The sequence below is a fragment of the Paenibacillus sp. MT124 genome (assembly GCF_058792755.1).
On the sequence record NZ_CM179500.1, the window covers coordinates 4,557,902 to 4,574,595 of the forward strand.

A 16,694-nucleotide genomic window follows, 5' to 3' on the forward strand; every position below is an offset into this window, starting at 1 on the left:
TTCTTCATTGTGCATTTTACTCATGATGTTCATTCCCTTCAATCTTCGCGGCTGCCTTCTCGCGCCGTCCCTCAAGAAACGTCTCCACAATAATCAGTGCAACCCCGATACAGATGGCGGAATCGGCGATATTGAAAATCGGAAACGTATAACTGCCAAAATTAAGCTGGACAAAATCCACGACTTCACCCGTCAAAGCGCGATCCAGGAAATTCCCGATGGCTCCACCTAGCACCAGACTGAGTGCTACTGGCAGCAATTTGTGCGGGGAGTTTTTCACTTTTTGCAAGTACCAGATCAAAGCAATCACCACGATCACGGTAACGACGATAAAGAACCAGCGTTGGTCCTGCAAAATACCGAAAGCTGCGCCTGAGTTGCGATGTGAAGTGATTACAAAGAAATTGCCTATAACCGGAATTTCTTCCCGAAGTTCCATTTGCGTCGCAATTAAATACTTTGTTCCCTGATCCACCAAAAATACGATAAAAGCGAGGATATAATACACCACGTTTGTTCGTCACTCCGTTCTTGTCTTTTCCAAACCATACCAGGCTTTACGCCAGACTTGTTCATTGTAGCACAGCTGTTTGGAAGTCGTCCACGACGGGCGTTTTCCCTTTCTTAATGGCAAAATCGATAACATTTCCCTTCTGTAATCAAGGGCTGATTGGCACATCCTAGACCAGAGACCAAATTCGGATTCCAGACGGACAGAAAGGGGAAAACGATGGCACATCTTACTTCAGAACAAATCCAATCCTTGCGTTCCCAATTGATGGCTGAAAAACGTGGTATTGAACATCGGCTTGAGCAAAATGACCATTACGGCCTCAGTGGATCCATGAGATTTCAAACGGGTGAATTATCCCCCATTGATAATCATCCCGGTGATGTAGCTACCGAAATGTATGACCGGGAGAAAGATATTTCCCTTTTGGAGCATGATGAATTCCAATTGGAGCGTATCGACTCTGCCCTGCATTCCATCGAAGAAGGCCATTACGGAACTTGCGCAGTTTGTCAGCAGCCCATTCCTTACGAGCGTATGCAGGCCGTTCCTTACACCAAGTACTGCAAAAAACATCAGCCTGAAACGGTAGTATCCGATAACCGCCCAGTGGAAGAAGAGTTCCTCGCTCCGGCCTTTGGACGCACGAGTCTCGATGAGCGCGATGATCAGAACGGCTTCGATGGCGAAGATGCATGGCAGATCGTTGAAAGTTGGGGCACATCGAACACACCAGCCATGGCTGAAGGTCGCGATATTGACAGTTACGATGTGATGGCCATTGAAGCTACAGATGAGGTTGAAGGCTGCGTCGAAGCTTATGAGAGCTTCGTAGCAACCGATATTTATGGTCATGACGTATCCATCGTTCGCAACAGACAGTACCGGCAGTATTTGGAGAATCGTGAGGGTGAAGGCTTGCTCGAAATGGACAACGATTCTGTTCCATATGACATGTACTAGACATGCTGCACCTCTAATATGTGTTCAATTCAAGCTGACGCTGTACGATACGGACGATATCTGCAATATAATCTCCTACGATTGGCAGATTGAGGGCTCCCAGCACCTGTAACACATAAATGATGGTGGCCGCAAAAAAAGTAAAACCAATGGCGATCCCTACACCTCGTGCTGCGCCTGATAACAGGTTGAGCCCAATCAGTTTCCACGGCCGATTCAACAATTCCGTATATTGTGCAATACGTGAACGTTCAAGCTCATTAGCGAGTCGGTTCGTCAGGGTATGGAGTTCCTCAATTTTGTCATTATCGCTGCGTGGTGGATTGGATGGTGAAGCGGACGATGCCTGCTTGTCTTCATTCATGTGTTCGCTCAGTTCCTTTGGTATCATAGAGTAACTGCACAATAGAAATCATTGCCCATTTGCATAAAAACCAAACGAGCCAAGATACAGGGATTGTTCCCTGAGTCTAAGGCTCGTTTGTCTATACTCTATATCCTTTCCTAAATGGAATAGAGATACTCTACTTCATTTGGGATCCAATTTGTAACTTGAGTTTATCGATTCATCTGTATCAAAAGAGAATGGGGTTACACCTCGATATAAACGCCCATTGCTTTACCGCCAGCTTCAATGCGTTCCATACCTTCATGGGTACCAAATGTGACTTCAGTAACGAGTACATTCTCACGCAGGACCTCATCAAATGCCTCAATTGCAGCCTGGAGCTCAGGATCAACATCCAGTGTCAGGCGTACTCTCTTCTCAATCGGCAGATCCAATTTTTTACGTGTGTCTTGTACGGAACGTACAACTTCACGTACCCAGCCTTCCTGTTCCAATGCCGTTGTGATTTCGGTGTTGAGTGCTACGGTCAGACCGTACCCCGATGCCGAAGCAAAACCGGATTTGGCTTGTTTCTCCACCAGCAGTTCCTCACTTGTCACCTGCAGCTCTTCTCCTTCAGGAGAAACCACATTCAGCACACCTTCTGTCACTACTTTGCGTGTCTCCTCTGCTGACATGCCTTTGAAGAAGTTCTGCAGGAAACCTACGTTCTTGCCGTATTTTTTCCCCGCTACTTTCAGATTGAGTTTCAATGTGAAATCAACGAATTCGGCATCGTTATGCTCCGTACGGATACCTTTGACATTGATCTCATCCTTGATGATTTCTTCATAGCTCGCCAGATCAAATCCTTTATCAAGCGAAACGATCAACTCGGATAACGGCTGGCGATTCTTGATACCTGTTTCGTTACGCACGTTACGAGCGAGTTCGACCACTCGGCGAGCTGTCTCCATATCCTGTTCCAGATCCAGATCGATCAACGCTTCATTTGCTACCGGGTAATCTTCCATATGGACACTTTCACCTGTAGTCAAGTTCAGATAGATATCTTCCGCAAGCATCGGTGTGAATGGCGCAACCAGCTTGGCTGTAGTTACAAGCACCTCTGTAAGTGTGCGATAAGCATCCAGTTTATCTTCGGTCAAGCCACTTCCCCAGAAACGGTCACGGGAACGACGGATGTACCAGTTGCTCAGCTCATCGACGAAGGCTTCAATCGCTTTGGATGAATTTAGATAGTCATTGACGGACAGTGCCTTTTCCACAACGATGATCAGACTGTTCAGTCTTGACAGGATCCAGCGATCCAGCTTGTGCGCTGAAGGCTTAAACGGATGTTCCTGTGGATCAAAACCATCAATGGTCGCATACAACGTCAGGAATGCATGCGTGTTAACCAATGTATCCACCATTTTGGATTTCGCTTCACCCACAATACCTTTGGAGAAACGTTTGCTGTTCCACGGTGCACTGTCAGACAACAGAGCCCAACGGAACGCATCTGTACCATATTCTTCAATGACTTCCCATGGATCAATAACATTGCCTTTGGATTTGGACATCTTCTGTCCGTTCTCATCCAATACGTGGCCTGTTGCCATAACCGCCTTGTAAGGTGCTTTGCCTGTCAACAGAGTAGATACAGCCAGCAAGCTGTAGAACCAGCCACGTGTTTGGTCAATTCCTTCGCAGATCATATCTGCCGGGTATTGCTGTTCAAACGTTTCTTTATTTTCAAATGGATAGTGCTGCTGGGCAAATGGCATGGAACCACTGTCAAACCAGACATCAATTACTTCCGGAGTACGTTTCATTTCATATTTACCACAGGAGCTGAGTACTTTGACTTCGTCTACGTATGGTTTGTGCAGTTCCAGGTTCTCTGGTACATCTCCAACGGCACGTGCACGCAGCTCAGCGATGCTGTGCGGAGCGAATTGTTCGCCAGTCTCTTCACATACCCAGATGTTCAGCGGTGTTCCCCAGTAGCGATCACGGCTGATGTTCCAATCCACCAGATCCTCCAGGAATTTTCCGAAACGTCCTTCACGAACGTGGCCTGGATACCATTCCACTTCACTGTTGTTTGCAATCAGTTGATCCTTGATCGCTGTGGTTTGGATAAACCAGCTGTCCATTGCATAGTAGAGAAGTGGTGTATCACAACGCCAACAGAATGGGTAGCTGTGCTCATATTTCTCTTTGCTGAACAGGCGGCCTTTCTCGGACAGACTTCTCACGATATCAATATCGCAATCCTTAACGAAGCGTCCCGCGAAATCCGTAACCTGTGCCACAAATTTACCTTCAAGGTCCACCATGTTAACAAAACTGATGCCATTCTCGCGGCATACCCGGTAATCGTCCTCACCATGTGCTGGTGCCATGTGTACAATCCCTGTACCACTTGCATCCGTTACAAAGCTCGCACCCAGAATAACGTTTGTTTTTTCAGCCTGCACGTAGTTGAATGGAGGATCATACGTTTTACCAACTAAATCAGAGCCTTTCAGTCCACCAATGACTTCATACTCGCCTTTCGAGTCCTTCATGACTTTTTCCACGAGATTGGTTGCCATGATGTACACTTCTTCGCCCTGGCGTACACGGGAGTAATCCATGTCCGGATTAACCGCGAGTGCAACGTGAGAAGGCAGTGTCCAAGGCGTAGTCGTCCAGGCAAGCACATATTCGCCGCTGTCATCCAGCTTAAATTTGGCTGTGGCACTTAGGTCTTTGACATCCTTGTACCCTTGGGCCACTTCATGGGAACTCAGGGTAGTCTGACAAGATGGACAGTACGGACTCACACGATGTCCACGGTAGAGAAGTCCTTTTTCATGAATCGTGGCAAGGATATTCCATACACTCTCAATGTAATTGTTGTCCAGCGTGATGTACGGGTTATCCATATCCGTCCAGTAAGCAATACCTTCTGTCAGATCACGCCATTGCTGCTCATATTCAAATACGCTCGCTTTACATTCATTGATGAATTTTTCCACACCGTAATCTTCGATCTCCCACTTATGGGAAATGCCGAGCTTCTTCTGTACACCAAGCTCAACAGGCAATCCATGTGTATCCCAGCCAGCTTTACGAACCACACGGTAACCTTTCATCGTATTGTAACGTCCTACAAAGTCCTTAATAACGCGTCCAAGCACGTGACCGATATGCGGCTTGCCGTTTGCCGTCGGCGGTCCTTCATAAAACACGAAATTCGGTTTGCCTTGACGGTTCTCAATTGATTTCTTAAACGTATTTTCCGTTTTCCACTTGTTTAGCATGCGTAGTTCTCTAGCACGTGCTTTTTCTTTGACATCCACTCTTTGCATCATGATCTTCCTTTCAATAATTGGATTGTGGACCGTCCACAATTCACATTTTTGGACACAAAAAAACCCCATCCCTGGAAAGGGACGAGGTTGTGCTCGCGTTACCACCCTAATTCTGTTCATCACAAACCATATCCAATCACATGGGTATGCTTTGTCATTAACAGCACTTGTGCCCCGCTTCACTACAGCAGGGTGCCGATATAACGTTCGGCTTACGGTTTCGCTTACGCACGGCCATTCATCACCGCTTCAGCGTCACTTCTCCGGGGAGATATTCGGCTATAACCCATCCATTGGCTTGCACCAAACGCCAACTCTCTGAGGGATGAGATCATAACGTACTTGAACCCGTCATGGAATCATTATTCATTATGAATATAGTTATAGCCTCTTTAGAGTCAAAAGTCAACCGGGCAGGCAGACTAATAAATTTCCTTCATTTCCCGTTCACGATCACGGACTTCCTGTTCGCGACTCTCCAGTGCTTCCCATCCATCCTGGGACAGCAGTTCGAGCTGTGCTTCAACAAGCGTACGGAAACGGGCCCGGTAGATCGAAGCCTGCTTTTTCAGTTCTTCCACTTCCAAAGCAATCTTGCGAGACTTCGCCAAGGACTCGTTCACGATCCGGTCAGCATTTTTCTCTGCTTCCTTCACAATGAGCTGTGCTTCCTTCTTCGCATTGTTCTTCACATCGTCGGCTGCTTCCTGCGCTATGATAATCGTTTTGCTGAGCGTCTCTTCAATTGTGGCAAAATGATCCAGTTTCTCCTGAACGGACAGCAACTGATTGCTCAGCTCTTTGTTCTCGCGAATGACGCCTTCGTAATCTTTGATGACTTGATCCAGGAATTCATTGACTTCATCCTCGTCATACCCGCGCAAGCGTCGGGAAAATTCCTTGTTATGTATGTCCAGCGGCGTTAATGGCATGCTGTCCACCTCCTGTTAAAGTTCCTTCCCGTTCCGAGAAGGTTTGCAGCACATGGGTATTACCCAAAGGGTCGTATGCAAGATGTCATATAGCAGCTTGAACGACTTGCACTTGCAGAATCGACGTTCTGATTCCAATACAGTTATATCGACTTTGCACTTCAATGTATATCGGAAACAGCGAATGTTTTTTACACCTTTATCTTAAACATTTCGACAAGAAAACGGGTTTTCCTGCAATGCCGCTAAGCAAATTTGCCGATTTTTACACGACAACGTCCCTTTTTGGTCATCCCATCCTGTTCCAGCACCTTGAAACGGCCAAAACCTTGAATGGAGACCACGTCCCCGGCTTTCAGAGCTTTGGACGGATCTTCCTCGACTTTCCAATTTACCCGGCATCGGCCCGCTTTGATGGGAACTAGCACTTTACTGCGACTCAGTCGGTACACATCCGCACAAATTCCGTCCAGACGCAAGGATGCAACAGTGATATCCATCGTCTCCAGTTTGCTCTCCGACCACTTCATCTGATGCAGAGGAAGCAGCTCTGTAAACACATGAACCCGATGTACCTGGTTCAATTGAAGCGATAAAAAAGCGCCGGTCTCCGCTGCCACCACGGTGTGGCATCCGTCATCCAGCACTTGGATATCTCCGATCTTGCCGCGTTTCAGTCCAAGCCCGAGCAAGGCTCCCATGTAGTCCCCGTGCTCCAGCTCTGTAATTTTCTGATCATCTGACGTGATGCTAAGCACCTGCATACCCATATCCTCATCATCGAGATACCGATAATCTGGTGCAATCAGCGCACGTTTGCGTTCAGCTGCCTCGTAGCCTCCGTCCAGACGAATCTGGACGTCATTGCGACGATTGACAAGCGTTTGCAATATAAAGGCCTGTCTTGGGTCAAGAAAGTCCGTTAGCTTCATGTCATGAAGCTTGCCAGCTCGTTCCACCCAATCCGAGGCTTTATCCACGAAGTCACGCTCATCATGGCTAAAATGTTCGTAAATTTCACCACTCATCTATGTTCACCCTACCCTATCAGAAGTAGCTGATGATCGAGAGCAAACCTGATCTCGCCAGTTGAAGAGTAATTAACGCAACGATTGGTGAGATGTCCAGCATGCCGAACAAAGGCGGAATGAAACGTCTGAAAGGACTCAGATAGGGTTCCACCAATTTGGCAAGCCACTCACCAATGACGCTCTCCCGCGCGTTCGGAAGCCACGACATCAATACATATCCAATAATCATGTAGAAATAAATCTCAAACAGGTAAAACACGACGACTTGAAGTTGATACAAAAGCGGCTCACCTCATTCTGTTGTAATCTTGCTCGCTGTCAGCCAGTATTTCCGTAATTGCTCCTTGAATTTCAACGGTATCCGGCGTACAGAGAAAAATGTTGCCGCCAATTTTAGAAATTCCCCCGCCCAGTGCGTAAACTGTGCCACTCAAAAAATCAATGACGCGCAGTGCCTGATCTTGGCGCACCCGCTGCAGGTTCACAACCACTGTACGATGCGAACGAAGGTGGTCTGCAATTTCTTGAGCTTCGTCATAGGAACGCGGTTCATAAAGGACAACTTTAACATTTTTCTGGGAATGAATGCTCACAACATTATTCCCCCTTTGGTTTCTACGTTTATCTAGACTGGAGGTTTCAGCTTCCTGTTGTTCGGATTCAGCCTCCTCTTGTGCAGCCAAACGTTCGCGTTCCACAATCTCTTCCTCTTCTTGAAGACCAAGGAAATTCATGAATTTATTCATTACGCCCATCGTGAATCCTCCTCTTTTCCTACGAGAATTGATCCCAGCCGTACCCATGTTGCCCCTTCTTCAATCGCCACTTCAAAATCATTGGACATTCCCATCGATAGCTGAGTCAATGGTTCCGATGTCAGGGCTTGTCCATTCAAATGATCTCTCAGCTCACGCAGTCCACGAAATACGGGACGCGTAAGCTCCGGATCCTCTTCGTGGGGAGCCATGGTCATCAGACCGACGACCTTCAGGTTGCTGAAGCTGCTGATCTCACGCAGAAATGAACTCGCCTGTTCGGGCTGCAGCCCATATTTGCTCTCTTCACCCGATATATTCACCTGCAAAAATGTTTCCACTTGTGTCCCCAGAGCAGCTGCCTTTTTGTCCAGCTCCTTAGCCAGAGACAAACGATCCAGTGAATGTATGTAGCGGAATTTGCCTATGACGTCTTTTACTTTGTTGGTCTGCAAGTGACCGATAAAATGCCATGTTCCTTGCTGACCAAATGCTTCCCACTTGGCTTGTGCATCCTGCCAGCGGTTCTCTCCAATATGCTCAAGGCCACTTTCCAGCACAGCGCCTGTCGTTTCAAGGGAGACGTACTTCGTGACCGCAATCACATTTACGTCTTCGCGCTGGCGGCTACTGCGCTGGCATGCAGCTTCGATCTTCTGATTTACCTGTTGAATTCGCTCCTCCAATGACACAGAGGGTCACCTCTCTTCCAGCCCAATCCAGCTCGCCATTCTTCCGGTCGTTCCATTTTCCTTGCGATACGAGAAAAACAGTTCCGGGTGGCAGCTTGTACACCACGTTGTACATTCGATATGATCCGGCAATATTCCTGCTTTCATCATAATGTGTCGATTACATTCTTTCAAGTTTAACATCGTCTTTCCATTTCCAGACGAATGATATGCTCGGCCCTGCACAGAGTTGTTGTATTCATCATTACCCGGAGCAGATTCAAACCAAACCCGTACATGCTGCATAACTACCTCATCCACTTCATAACAGCAATCCCCAATGGAAGGGCCTATAGCTGTCCGGATATCCTGTGCCCGGCTACCATATTCCCGTTCCATGGTTTCAACCATTGACTGGGCAATGCCGGCAACAGTCCCTTTCCACCCCGCATGAGCAAGCCCCACGGCTTGTTGCACCGGGTCGTAGAAATATAGCGGAACACAATCCGCATAAAAGGAAGTAAGCAGCACACCAGGTACATTGGTGACCAAGCCATCCGTGTCCTGCAGCGCTGACTGTCGATCCATCAGACCTCTGCCTCGATCCTCAGCTTGTATAACAGCCACATGTTTGCCATGGACCTGTTCACCACATGTCCAGGCGCTTACCGAGAAACCAAGCTTTTCGGCCACCAGACGACGATTTGCCAAAACGTCTGAAGGATCATCGCCAACATGATAAGCGCAGTTTAGAGTGGCATAGGGTTCACTGCCCACCCCTCCCTGTCTTGTGGTAAATCCTGCCGTCATTCGGCTGAACTGTTCTCTCCACGGCTCCACATATAATAACAACGGATCTGGGCTTCCATTCACCACTTGATCTTCAGTCCGTTCAAAAAATGGTTTATTCAGAACAAAGGGTTCCATCTTATCACCTCACAGCTTCCAGTGTACCAAATGAGCCACGTTCTGTCTTGATTATATCGTTCGACGCTGGCTTCGGTCCAATCGTTCCAGGCGTTCAACCCGCTCCATACGGCTGCTTTGCTGTTCATCATACATCTTTGCTTCGCGATCTCGCTCATCATAGCTCGTTTCCCTGACTTCATCCAGTTTAACCAAAATAACGTCCGAACCGATCTTAACAATGTTCCTCCAGGGAATAACCAAGTCTGTTCCGCCCCCGAACAATCCCATGAACCGGCTGTAACCGGGTACCACGATGGCCTCAATTCGTCCCTGCTTGAGATCCAGTTCCAGATCACTAATCTGCCCCAGACGTTTGCCATCCGTGATGTTAATGACATCCTTTGTCTGAAAATCGGAGATCTTCATCCCTCTTTGTGCCGACTCACTTGCGTTTACTTTCATCTGTCGCTCGCCCCCCGCCTAGTCCGCTTATACCGTTCAACGCTTCTATACAATATATGTTTTATAGGCGAAAAATGTCCTGTTTTTCGGGGTATCCCTGAAATAAGTACAGCTTGATTCGAAACTAGGCGTTCTCTTAAAAGCCGCTCATTCGATCGCAGTTCTCTCCAGACCTAATCGTATGTTTTTAAAAATAGAAAAAAGACGACCAACGGATTTCAACCGTTAGATCGCCCTTGTGAATGAAGTGATGTTACGTCTTCACATGTTTCTGCATCTGCTGTATAGCCGATTTTTCCAGACGGGACACCTGAGCTTGGGAAATTCCAATCTCATCGGCAACTTCCATCTGTGTTTTGCCTTCAAAAAACCGCATGGACAGAATCATTTTCTCCCGCTGTCCGAGACGATGCATGGCCTCGCGCAGTGCAATTTCCTCAATCCACGACACATCCTTGTTTTTATCATCACTGATCTGATCCATCACATAGATTGGATCTCCACCATCATGATAAATGGGTTCGAATAGTGATACCGGATCTTGAATGGCATCCAGTGCAAAAACAACATCTTCCTTGGGCACGTTCAATGCTTCGGAAATTTCGAATATGGTCGGTTCACGAGAATTTTTGTTGGTCAAACTGTCGCGCACCTGAAGCGCCTTATATGCGATGTCCCGTAATGATCGGGATACCCGGATCGGGTTATTGTCACGCAGATAACGACGGATCTCACCGATAATCATCGGTACTGCGTACGTTGAAAATTTGACATTCTGGGATAAATCAAAATTATCAATGGCTTTCATCAGGCCGATACAACCAACCTGGAACAGATCATCGACAAACTCCCCCCGATTGTTAAAGCGCTGAATGACACTGAGTACAAGCCGCAGGTTGCCATTCACTAATTTCTCTCTTGCTGAGCGATCATGGTGCTGCTGTAGGGAATGAAACAATTCCCGCATTTCTGTGTTGGTGAGGACAGGCAATTTTGCGGTGTCCACGCCACAAATCTCGACTTTGTTTCGGGTCATCGTGATTTACCTCCCAAGGAGAAACATTAATGTACATTATCTCCGGGGCAGGCTTTTTTATTCGTCCCTGGCATCCTTGCCATTAATACCCATTATACTAAAAGCACAAGATTAGACCATCTTATTAAACTCCTTTCGGAGTCTTTTAATGATTCTTTTTTCCAGACGAGAGATGTAGGATTGGGAGATTCCAAGCAAATCTGCAACATCTTTTTGTGTCTTTTCCTCCCCGTCGGTCAAGCCAAAGCGAAGCTCCATAATCATCCGCTCACGTTCGGTCAATTTTTCCAGGGCCTTGTGCAGAAGCTTCCGATCTACCTGCTCTTCAATATTTCGATAGATTGTATCGTTCTCGGTACCCAGTACATCCGATAATAATAGCTCGTTTCCGTCCCAATCAATGTTGAGTGGTTCATCAAAAGAAACCTCTGTCCGAATTTTGCTGTTACGCCGCAAATACATCAATATTTCATTTTCAATGCATCGCGAGGCATAGGTCGCCAGCTTGATTTTCTTTTCCGGATCAAACGTATTGACAGCCTTGATGAGCCCAATCGCTCCAATGGAAACCAGATCCTCAATGTTAATGCCTGTGTTTTCGAACTTGCGAGCGATGTACACCACCAGGCGAAGGTTTCGTTCAATCAGCATGGCGCGAATTGCTGCATCCCCTGAAGAGAGCTTTTGCAGCAAAAATTCCTCTTCTTCCCGCGTCAGTGGAGGCGGCAGGGCTTCACTGCCCCCAATATAATAGATCTCCTCACTCTTCAAACCAAGCAGAAATAACAGACGGTAATACTGCAGCTGCGCCACCAGTTTCCATTTCACAAGCATGTACGTTCCTCCTATACCACATTCAGCGGCTTTTCTGTTGCTCCCGCAGAGAGAGCCGTAGACTGCGCAGAGGCAGCGTCTTGCACAAGCTCAGGGTGAATGACCGCGCGGTACTTTCCTTCTGACGACAACACTCCGCCATCCAGCCCGATTAGTACTTTGGTTGTCTCGTAACTCATTTGATCCAATGTCACTCTCACCAGATCAGGCTTGATTGCCAGCATAAATGCCGTCCCCTTGTTGATCCCACGGTAGGGTACCAGTCTTAGTCGACCCTGCCAATGAAAATCCTCCTGGTCCAGCTCCATAATAAGGTTGTCCGGTGCTTCTTCCTTCAACCGACCTTTCCAGGAAGCTGGCAGCATGTCTTGCCACAGTGAAACCTCCATCACCATAACCGGCAGACGGGAAAGAGGGTCCGTGAGTTGATTACCTGTATCGACAAGGCCTGTACAAGAAATAGTTACATCATCGATATAAACCTGCACTTGTCCCAGATAGGTTGTCATAAGGTCTGATTTTCGCTTGGAACTTTGCACGGCTTTGAATAAAAACAGCACTGCAAAGAATACGATAAAAGTAAACCAGAAGGCGATCTTCAGATCAAAAGACATTCCGCCCGAGGCTGTATACCAAATTCCGTTAAACAGCTCGCCCGAACTCTGAAGCATGTAGTGTATACCTAAAATGCCTCCGGCAGCGACGAAGTTAATGACATAGAAGGTACCCAGATTCCTCATAAACGCCTGGAGGCCCTTAAAACCAAAAGCGATAAACAACATCACGAGTGACAAACCAAACTTGATCAAAAAGGTAAACATAAAATCAAACTCCGGCACAAACATCATGACGACATAGAGGGCGCCCACAATGGAAGACAGCAGCCATCTCCACCAAACCAGCTTCGTTTTGCGCATCCAGGCTGTAAGTCCGATGAGTGCACCGTCAATACACAGGTTTGTCAAAAAAATAAGATCAACATAAACGACCAACTCTTCACCTGCCTCGTACCAAATATCGGTATAGCGTTGTTCCGATATTCTATGAGCATACACACAAGTATAAGGAGCTTCCTGTTCAAAGTCTGTCTAATCATGGGGGTGTCATCTCAACTTTTTTTGTCGTAATTCCTCGTGACCCTTGTTCAGAATTTGTTCATTTCTGTTTGATATGCTGTAGATAGAAAAACAGAAAAACCCGGTTTCTCCATAAGGAGAACCGGGTTTGAAGTTAAATATGAGTGCTGCTTAGTCGTTATTGTTATTGCGTGAGCGATTGCGCAAAAATGTCGGAATATCCAGCTGATCACTGCTCGGCTGGTTTCCGAACGGACGAAGATTAGGCGAGCGATTCTCAGCAGGCTCACTCGTTGGTGTCGGTTTGCGTCCTGGTGGTGGTGAGACAGGCTTGTCTTCAAAACCAGTAGCAATAACCGTAACCTTGATTTCTTCTTTCAGATTTTCATCAATGATGGCACCGAAGATCATGTTCACTTCTGGATCGGATGCAGACGTAACAATCTCGGCTGCTTCATTCACTTCATAAAGTGACAGGTTGATGCCTCCTGTGATGTTCATGATAACCCCGCGTGCACCTTCGATGGATGTTTCCAGCAATGGGCTCATAATCGCTTTGCGAGCAGCCTCAGCCGCACGATTTTCACCTGTTGCTTCTCCGATTCCCATCAAAGCAGATCCACGTTCAGTCATAATGGTTTTTACGTCTGCAAAGTCAAGGTTGATCAGACCCGGTACAGCAATCAGATCCGAGATACCTTGTACCGCTTGACGCAGTACGTTATCTGCTTGACGGAACGCCTCAAGCATCGGCGTCTTTTTATCTACAATTTCAAGCAAGCGGTCATTCGGAATGACAATCAGCGTATCCACTTTTTCCTTGAGAGCTTCAATCCCTTGCTCTGCATGGCTGGAACGTTTGCGTCCTTCGAAGGTGAATGGACGTGTAACCACACCTACGGTAAGCGCACCGCACTCTTTGGCAATCTCAGCGATGACCGGAGCTGCACCTGTACCTGTACCACCGCCCATACCGGCAGTTACAAATACCATGTCCGCACCTTTCAATGTGTTCATGATCAAGTCGCGGGATTCTTCAGCTGCTTTTTTACCTACATCCGGGTTGGCACCTGCGCCAAGACCACGGGTCAGTTTATCACCGATTTGCAATTTATGTTCGGATTTCGCCAGATGCAATGCTTGAGCATCCGTGTTCACCGTTATAAATTCTACACCTTGTACACCATTTTCGATCATACGGTTGACTGCATTGCTTCCGCCGCCGCCTACACCGATGACTTTTATTTGAGCCAAGCTCTCCATCTCGAAATCAAATTCCAACATATTATTCCATCTCCCCCTCAATGTGCATGGATGGCCCGTCCAATTTTTGATTGAACCGAATCAATTTCATATATCGACGAACGAAGGCGTATATATTAATACCAGCGCATTCAGACGGCTTCTAGAAGTATGAAATAGATTCAACCTGTTATATAAATTCGCTGAACATATTTTTCAGCCGTTCGAACAAACCCGGTTTTTGCTCCGATTCCGGAGACGCACTCGGCTTAACACGGTTGGTCGGTTTCTTGTTGTTATTATTATTGTTGCTGCCACCGCCACTGCTGCTTACCGATGGACGAATGCGCAAACTGCGAATTACACTGTGCAATATACCGACACCGCTTGTGTAGCCCGGGTCGCGAACACCGATGTAATCCGGAACGGCAATTCGTACCGATGCAGCAAGCTCATGCTGAGCTACTTGCAGAACACCTGGCATGGAGACGGTCCCTCCCGTTAGTATATAACCTCCGGGAAGCTCCGTGTAACCGAGGCGCTTCACTTCTTGGGAAATCATCTGGAATATTTCCTGAACACGCGGTTCGATAATCGCAGCAAGGTCCTCCTGCGAGAATTCCTTGTCCACATTGCTACCGATTCGCGTGACTTTGAACATGACGTCAGCCGCAGCATCATCAAGCCATGCGCAGCCATATTTCAGCTTCACCTTTTCGGCTTGATCAGTTAAGGTACGCAGTCCATACGCAATATCGTTGGTAACAAATTCTCCACCGATCGGCAGGGTTGACGTTGCAACAAGACTGTCTTCTTCAAAGACAGCGATGGTTGTTGCACCTGCTCCAATATCAACAAGAACAGATCCCATCGTTTTTTCGTCCTTAGATAAAGCAAGCTGACCTGCTCCAAGTGACATGAGCACCAGATCGCTTACCTTCAGACCCGCTTTTTCCACGCAGCGCAAAAGATTATGTATCGCGGTTTTTGCACCCGTTATGATTGTTGCCTCAACTTCCAGTCGAACTCCAATCATTCCCCGGGGATCCTGTATGCCCTCCAAGCCGTCTACAACGTACTGCTTGGCGACAACATCAATAATTTCCCGTTCCGGCGGAACCGCAATCACCTCGGCTGCTTTCAACACCCGTTCCATGTCTTCTTCTCCGATTTCACGATCCTCGTTAGACACTGCCACGACGCCGTGACTGCTCATCAGTCCGATATGATTTCCTGAGATTCCAACATATACTTCGGATATTTGAATACCTACCATACGTTCAGCATGATCCACTGCATTGCGGATCGACTGCACCGTTTGATCGATATCTACGATTACACCTTTGCGAATTCCCTCCGAGTCGGCAGATCCAACTCCAATAATATTAAAGGTTCCATTATTAATTTCCCCAATAATAGCGCGAATTTTGGATGTACCGATGTCCAAACTAACAATGATGTCATTGTTGCTCAAGTCTGTGGCACCTCCTGACTCCAATAGTAAAATACGTTCGGGTTTAAACACTCTTAAAACATATTCAACACACGTTAGGCTTTCCCTCTTTTTTCTACAATTTTTTTGGGTGCCAAGATCTGGTTGCGAGACATAAAACCTTGAAGAAAAAAGAAGGAGACAACTTATGTGCCATAAGTTCAAGTGTATCATTTTTTCTCCGTCTCAGAAAGAACAACTTTCACGGATGAAACAGGGTCAAACCCCGACCCTGCTTGGACTTTTCATTAACTGCCATACATGATTAGCAAGAGGATCAGGGCGTTGCACCTGGCTCTTCACCATCTTCAGGGTCATCCGCGATAAAAGGCACGTACGTGTCTGCCTCAAGCATCGTGATTTTCCCTGGCCGCTCCGTCTCAATAACCTGATTCAGGTACTCCACCTTATCCGGCAGCTTGGAGATCGTGGTAATCACTTCAAACTGTGATTTGGTATACAGCCGGATCTGATCCGGAAACGAAGGCGTAGGGTTAGGAATAATCTCCGATATATCCGTTGTCAATTCGTTTGGAATTTTGGCAAGCGTCTCACTCAATTGTTCTTTGAGCGGATCGTCTGCTTTCCACTGAGTCAGAATGGGCTTCTCCACAGCAACTCCAATATTGGCCGGAACATTCAAGCTTGTCCCACTGGCCAGGATCGCCTGGAGTGTACCATCCGCACCCAGTTCGTAAGCAACGGTCGGATACTCCTGAACCTTGATATGAACGATCCCCGGAAACTGTTTATCTACTGTCACATTTGCTACCGCTTTGAACGTCTTCAAACGCTCGATGACCTCAGCGGAGCTTGTCCCAAAAAACTGATCGCCTTCCTTCAAACCACTTTTCTCCAGCAGTTTGGAAGTTGTCGTGTATACATTACCCGTAATCTCAATGCTCGAAATCCGGCTCATGGAAGAGCGGAAGAACAGCACGGCAAGCAATACAATAAAAAGAAGTAACAGAATAAGAACAAGTTTACGGCTTGTGTTTCCTTTAGGCCGATTCTTCTTCAGAACCGGAATTTGACTTTTAGGCATAGGTCGCGCTCCACAAAGCCTTCGGCCCCCTCCCACAGCATT

17 protein-coding genes and 1 other annotated feature are annotated in these 16,694 nt (G+C 47.1%); of the genes, 1 reads left to right on the top strand and 16 read right to left on the bottom strand.

What is annotated here, in order from left to right; genetic code table 11:
• Positions 1-16: 16 nt before the first annotated feature.
• A complete protein-coding gene (lspA, locus tag AC3RCI_RS20625) occupies positions 17-511 on the bottom strand; it encodes a signal peptidase II (protein WP_095290000.1) in 495 nt (164 codons plus the stop codon).
• Positions 512-730: 219 nt separating this feature from the next.
• On the opposite strand from lspA, the gene AC3RCI_RS20630 reads away from it, so the two are divergent.
• Entirely contained in the window at positions 731-1,474 is a 744-nt protein-coding gene (locus AC3RCI_RS20630) for a TraR/DksA C4-type zinc finger protein (protein WP_492526180.1), read from the top strand.
• 13 nt (positions 1,475-1,487) lie between these two features.
• Here the strand turns inward: AC3RCI_RS20630 and AC3RCI_RS20635 are convergent, their stop codons facing one another.
• The 15 genes from AC3RCI_RS20635 to AC3RCI_RS20705 all read right to left on the bottom strand — a co-directional run bounded on the left by AC3RCI_RS20635 (position 1,488) and on the right by AC3RCI_RS20705 (position 16,652).
• Positions 1,488-1,838, bottom strand: coding sequence for a DUF5665 domain-containing protein (locus tag AC3RCI_RS20635; protein ID WP_193723821.1), 351 nt, complete (start codon positions 1,836-1,838; stop codon positions 1,488-1,490).
• Positions 1,839-2,065: 227 nt separating this feature from the next.
• Positions 2,066-5,164, bottom strand: a complete 3,099-nt coding sequence (ileS, locus tag AC3RCI_RS20640) for an isoleucine--tRNA ligase (protein ID WP_492529961.1) — start codon at positions 5,162-5,164, stop codon at positions 2,066-2,068.
• Positions 5,165-5,241: 77 nt separating this feature from the next.
• Positions 5,242-5,531, bottom strand: a binding site (T-box leader).
• A 58-nt stretch (positions 5,532-5,589) separates the two neighbouring features.
• Entirely contained in the window at positions 5,590-6,099 is a 510-nt protein-coding gene (locus AC3RCI_RS20645) for a DivIVA domain-containing protein (protein WP_056696170.1), read from the bottom strand.
• A 245-nt stretch (positions 6,100-6,344) separates the two neighbouring features.
• Positions 6,345-7,127: a YlmH family RNA-binding protein gene (locus AC3RCI_RS20650; protein ID WP_095359449.1), complete on the bottom strand. Its 783-nt coding sequence runs from the start codon at positions 7,125-7,127 to the stop codon at positions 6,345-6,347.
• 19 nt (positions 7,128-7,146) lie between these two features.
• Positions 7,147-7,410, bottom strand: a complete 264-nt coding sequence (locus AC3RCI_RS20655; protein WP_227779725.1) for a YggT family protein — start codon at positions 7,408-7,410, stop codon at positions 7,147-7,149.
• 7 nt (positions 7,411-7,417) lie between these two features.
• Positions 7,418-7,885, bottom strand: a complete 468-nt coding sequence (locus tag AC3RCI_RS20660) for a cell division protein SepF (protein ID WP_095289991.1) — start codon at positions 7,883-7,885, stop codon at positions 7,418-7,420.
• Positions 7,876-8,577 carry a YggS family pyridoxal phosphate-dependent enzyme gene (locus AC3RCI_RS20665; RefSeq protein ID WP_492526181.1) on the bottom strand — a complete coding sequence of 234 codons (702 nt, stop codon included), beginning with the start codon at positions 8,575-8,577 and terminating at the stop codon, positions 7,876-7,878. The genes AC3RCI_RS20660 and AC3RCI_RS20665 overlap by 10 nt, the downstream gene beginning before the upstream one ends.
• A 6-nt stretch (positions 8,578-8,583) precedes the next feature.
• Positions 8,584-9,483: a peptidoglycan editing factor PgeF gene (gene pgeF / locus AC3RCI_RS20670; protein ID WP_492471468.1), complete on the bottom strand. Its 900-nt coding sequence runs from the start codon at positions 9,481-9,483 to the stop codon at positions 8,584-8,586.
• A 51-nt stretch (positions 9,484-9,534) separates the two neighbouring features.
• Positions 9,535-9,927 (bottom strand): YlmC/YmxH family sporulation protein, encoded by a 393-nt coding sequence (locus AC3RCI_RS20675; protein WP_127537787.1) that lies wholly within the window; start codon positions 9,925-9,927, stop codon positions 9,535-9,537.
• A 253-nt stretch (positions 9,928-10,180) separates the two neighbouring features.
• Complete coding sequence (sigG, locus tag AC3RCI_RS20680) at positions 10,181-10,963, bottom strand: RNA polymerase sporulation sigma factor SigG (protein WP_095289985.1); 783 nt, start codon at positions 10,961-10,963, stop codon at positions 10,181-10,183.
• 111 nt (positions 10,964-11,074) lie between these two features.
• Positions 11,075-11,797, bottom strand: coding sequence for an RNA polymerase sporulation sigma factor SigE (sigE, locus tag AC3RCI_RS20685; RefSeq protein WP_095289983.1), 723 nt, complete (start codon positions 11,795-11,797; stop codon positions 11,075-11,077).
• An 11-nt stretch (positions 11,798-11,808) separates the two neighbouring features.
• On the bottom strand, positions 11,809-12,789 hold the full coding sequence (gene spoIIGA, locus AC3RCI_RS20690; protein WP_492529963.1) for a sigma-E processing peptidase SpoIIGA: 981 nt from the start codon (positions 12,787-12,789) through the stop codon (positions 11,809-11,811).
• Positions 12,790-13,044: 255 nt separating this feature from the next.
• Positions 13,045-14,157, bottom strand: coding sequence for a cell division protein FtsZ (gene ftsZ, locus AC3RCI_RS20695; protein ID WP_095359452.1), 1,113 nt, complete (start codon positions 14,155-14,157; stop codon positions 13,045-13,047).
• 148 nt (positions 14,158-14,305) lie between these two features.
• Positions 14,306-15,589, bottom strand: a complete 1,284-nt coding sequence (ftsA, locus tag AC3RCI_RS20700; RefSeq protein WP_492526183.1) for a cell division protein FtsA — start codon at positions 15,587-15,589, stop codon at positions 14,306-14,308.
• Between the two features lie 295 nt (positions 15,590-15,884).
• Entirely contained in the window at positions 15,885-16,652 is a 768-nt protein-coding gene (locus AC3RCI_RS20705; RefSeq protein ID WP_492526185.1) for a cell division protein FtsQ/DivIB, read from the bottom strand.
• Between the last annotated feature and the right edge of the window lie 42 nt (positions 16,653-16,694).

Bases quoted from the DNA above. Each gene is read 5' to 3' on its own strand.
- AC3RCI_RS20630 (WP_492526180.1), top strand. From the start codon at position 731: ATGGCACATCTTACTTCAGAACAAATCCAATCCTTGCGTTCCCAATTG.
- AC3RCI_RS20635 (WP_193723821.1), bottom strand. From the start codon at position 1,838: ATGAATGAAGACAAGCAGGCATCGTCCGCTTCACCATCCAATCCACCA.
- ileS (WP_492529961.1), bottom strand. From the start codon at position 5,164: ATGCAAAGAGTGGATGTCAAAGAAAAAGCACGTGCTAGAGAACTACGC.
- AC3RCI_RS20645 (WP_056696170.1), bottom strand. From the start codon at position 6,099: ATGCCATTAACGCCGCTGGACATACATAACAAGGAATTTTCCCGACGC.
- AC3RCI_RS20650 (WP_095359449.1), bottom strand. From the start codon at position 7,127: ATGAGTGGTGAAATTTACGAACATTTTAGCCATGATGAGCGTGACTTC.
- AC3RCI_RS20660 (WP_095289991.1), bottom strand. From the start codon at position 7,885: ATGGGCGTAATGAATAAATTCATGAATTTCCTTGGTCTTCAAGAAGAG.
- pgeF (WP_492471468.1), bottom strand. From the start codon at position 9,483: ATGGAACCCTTTGTTCTGAATAAACCATTTTTTGAACGGACTGAAGAT.
- AC3RCI_RS20675 (WP_127537787.1), bottom strand. From the start codon at position 9,927: ATGAAAGTAAACGCAAGTGAGTCGGCACAAAGAGGGATGAAGATCTCC.
- sigG (WP_095289985.1), bottom strand. From the start codon at position 10,963: ATGACCCGAAACAAAGTCGAGATTTGTGGCGTGGACACCGCAAAATTG.
- sigE (WP_095289983.1), bottom strand. From the start codon at position 11,797: ATGCTTGTGAAATGGAAACTGGTGGCGCAGCTGCAGTATTACCGTCTG.
- ftsZ (WP_095359452.1), bottom strand. From the start codon at position 14,157: ATGTTGGAATTTGATTTCGAGATGGAGAGCTTGGCTCAAATAAAAGTC.
- AC3RCI_RS20705 (WP_492526185.1), bottom strand. From the start codon at position 16,652: ATGCCTAAAAGTCAAATTCCGGTTCTGAAGAAGAATCGGCCTAAAGGA.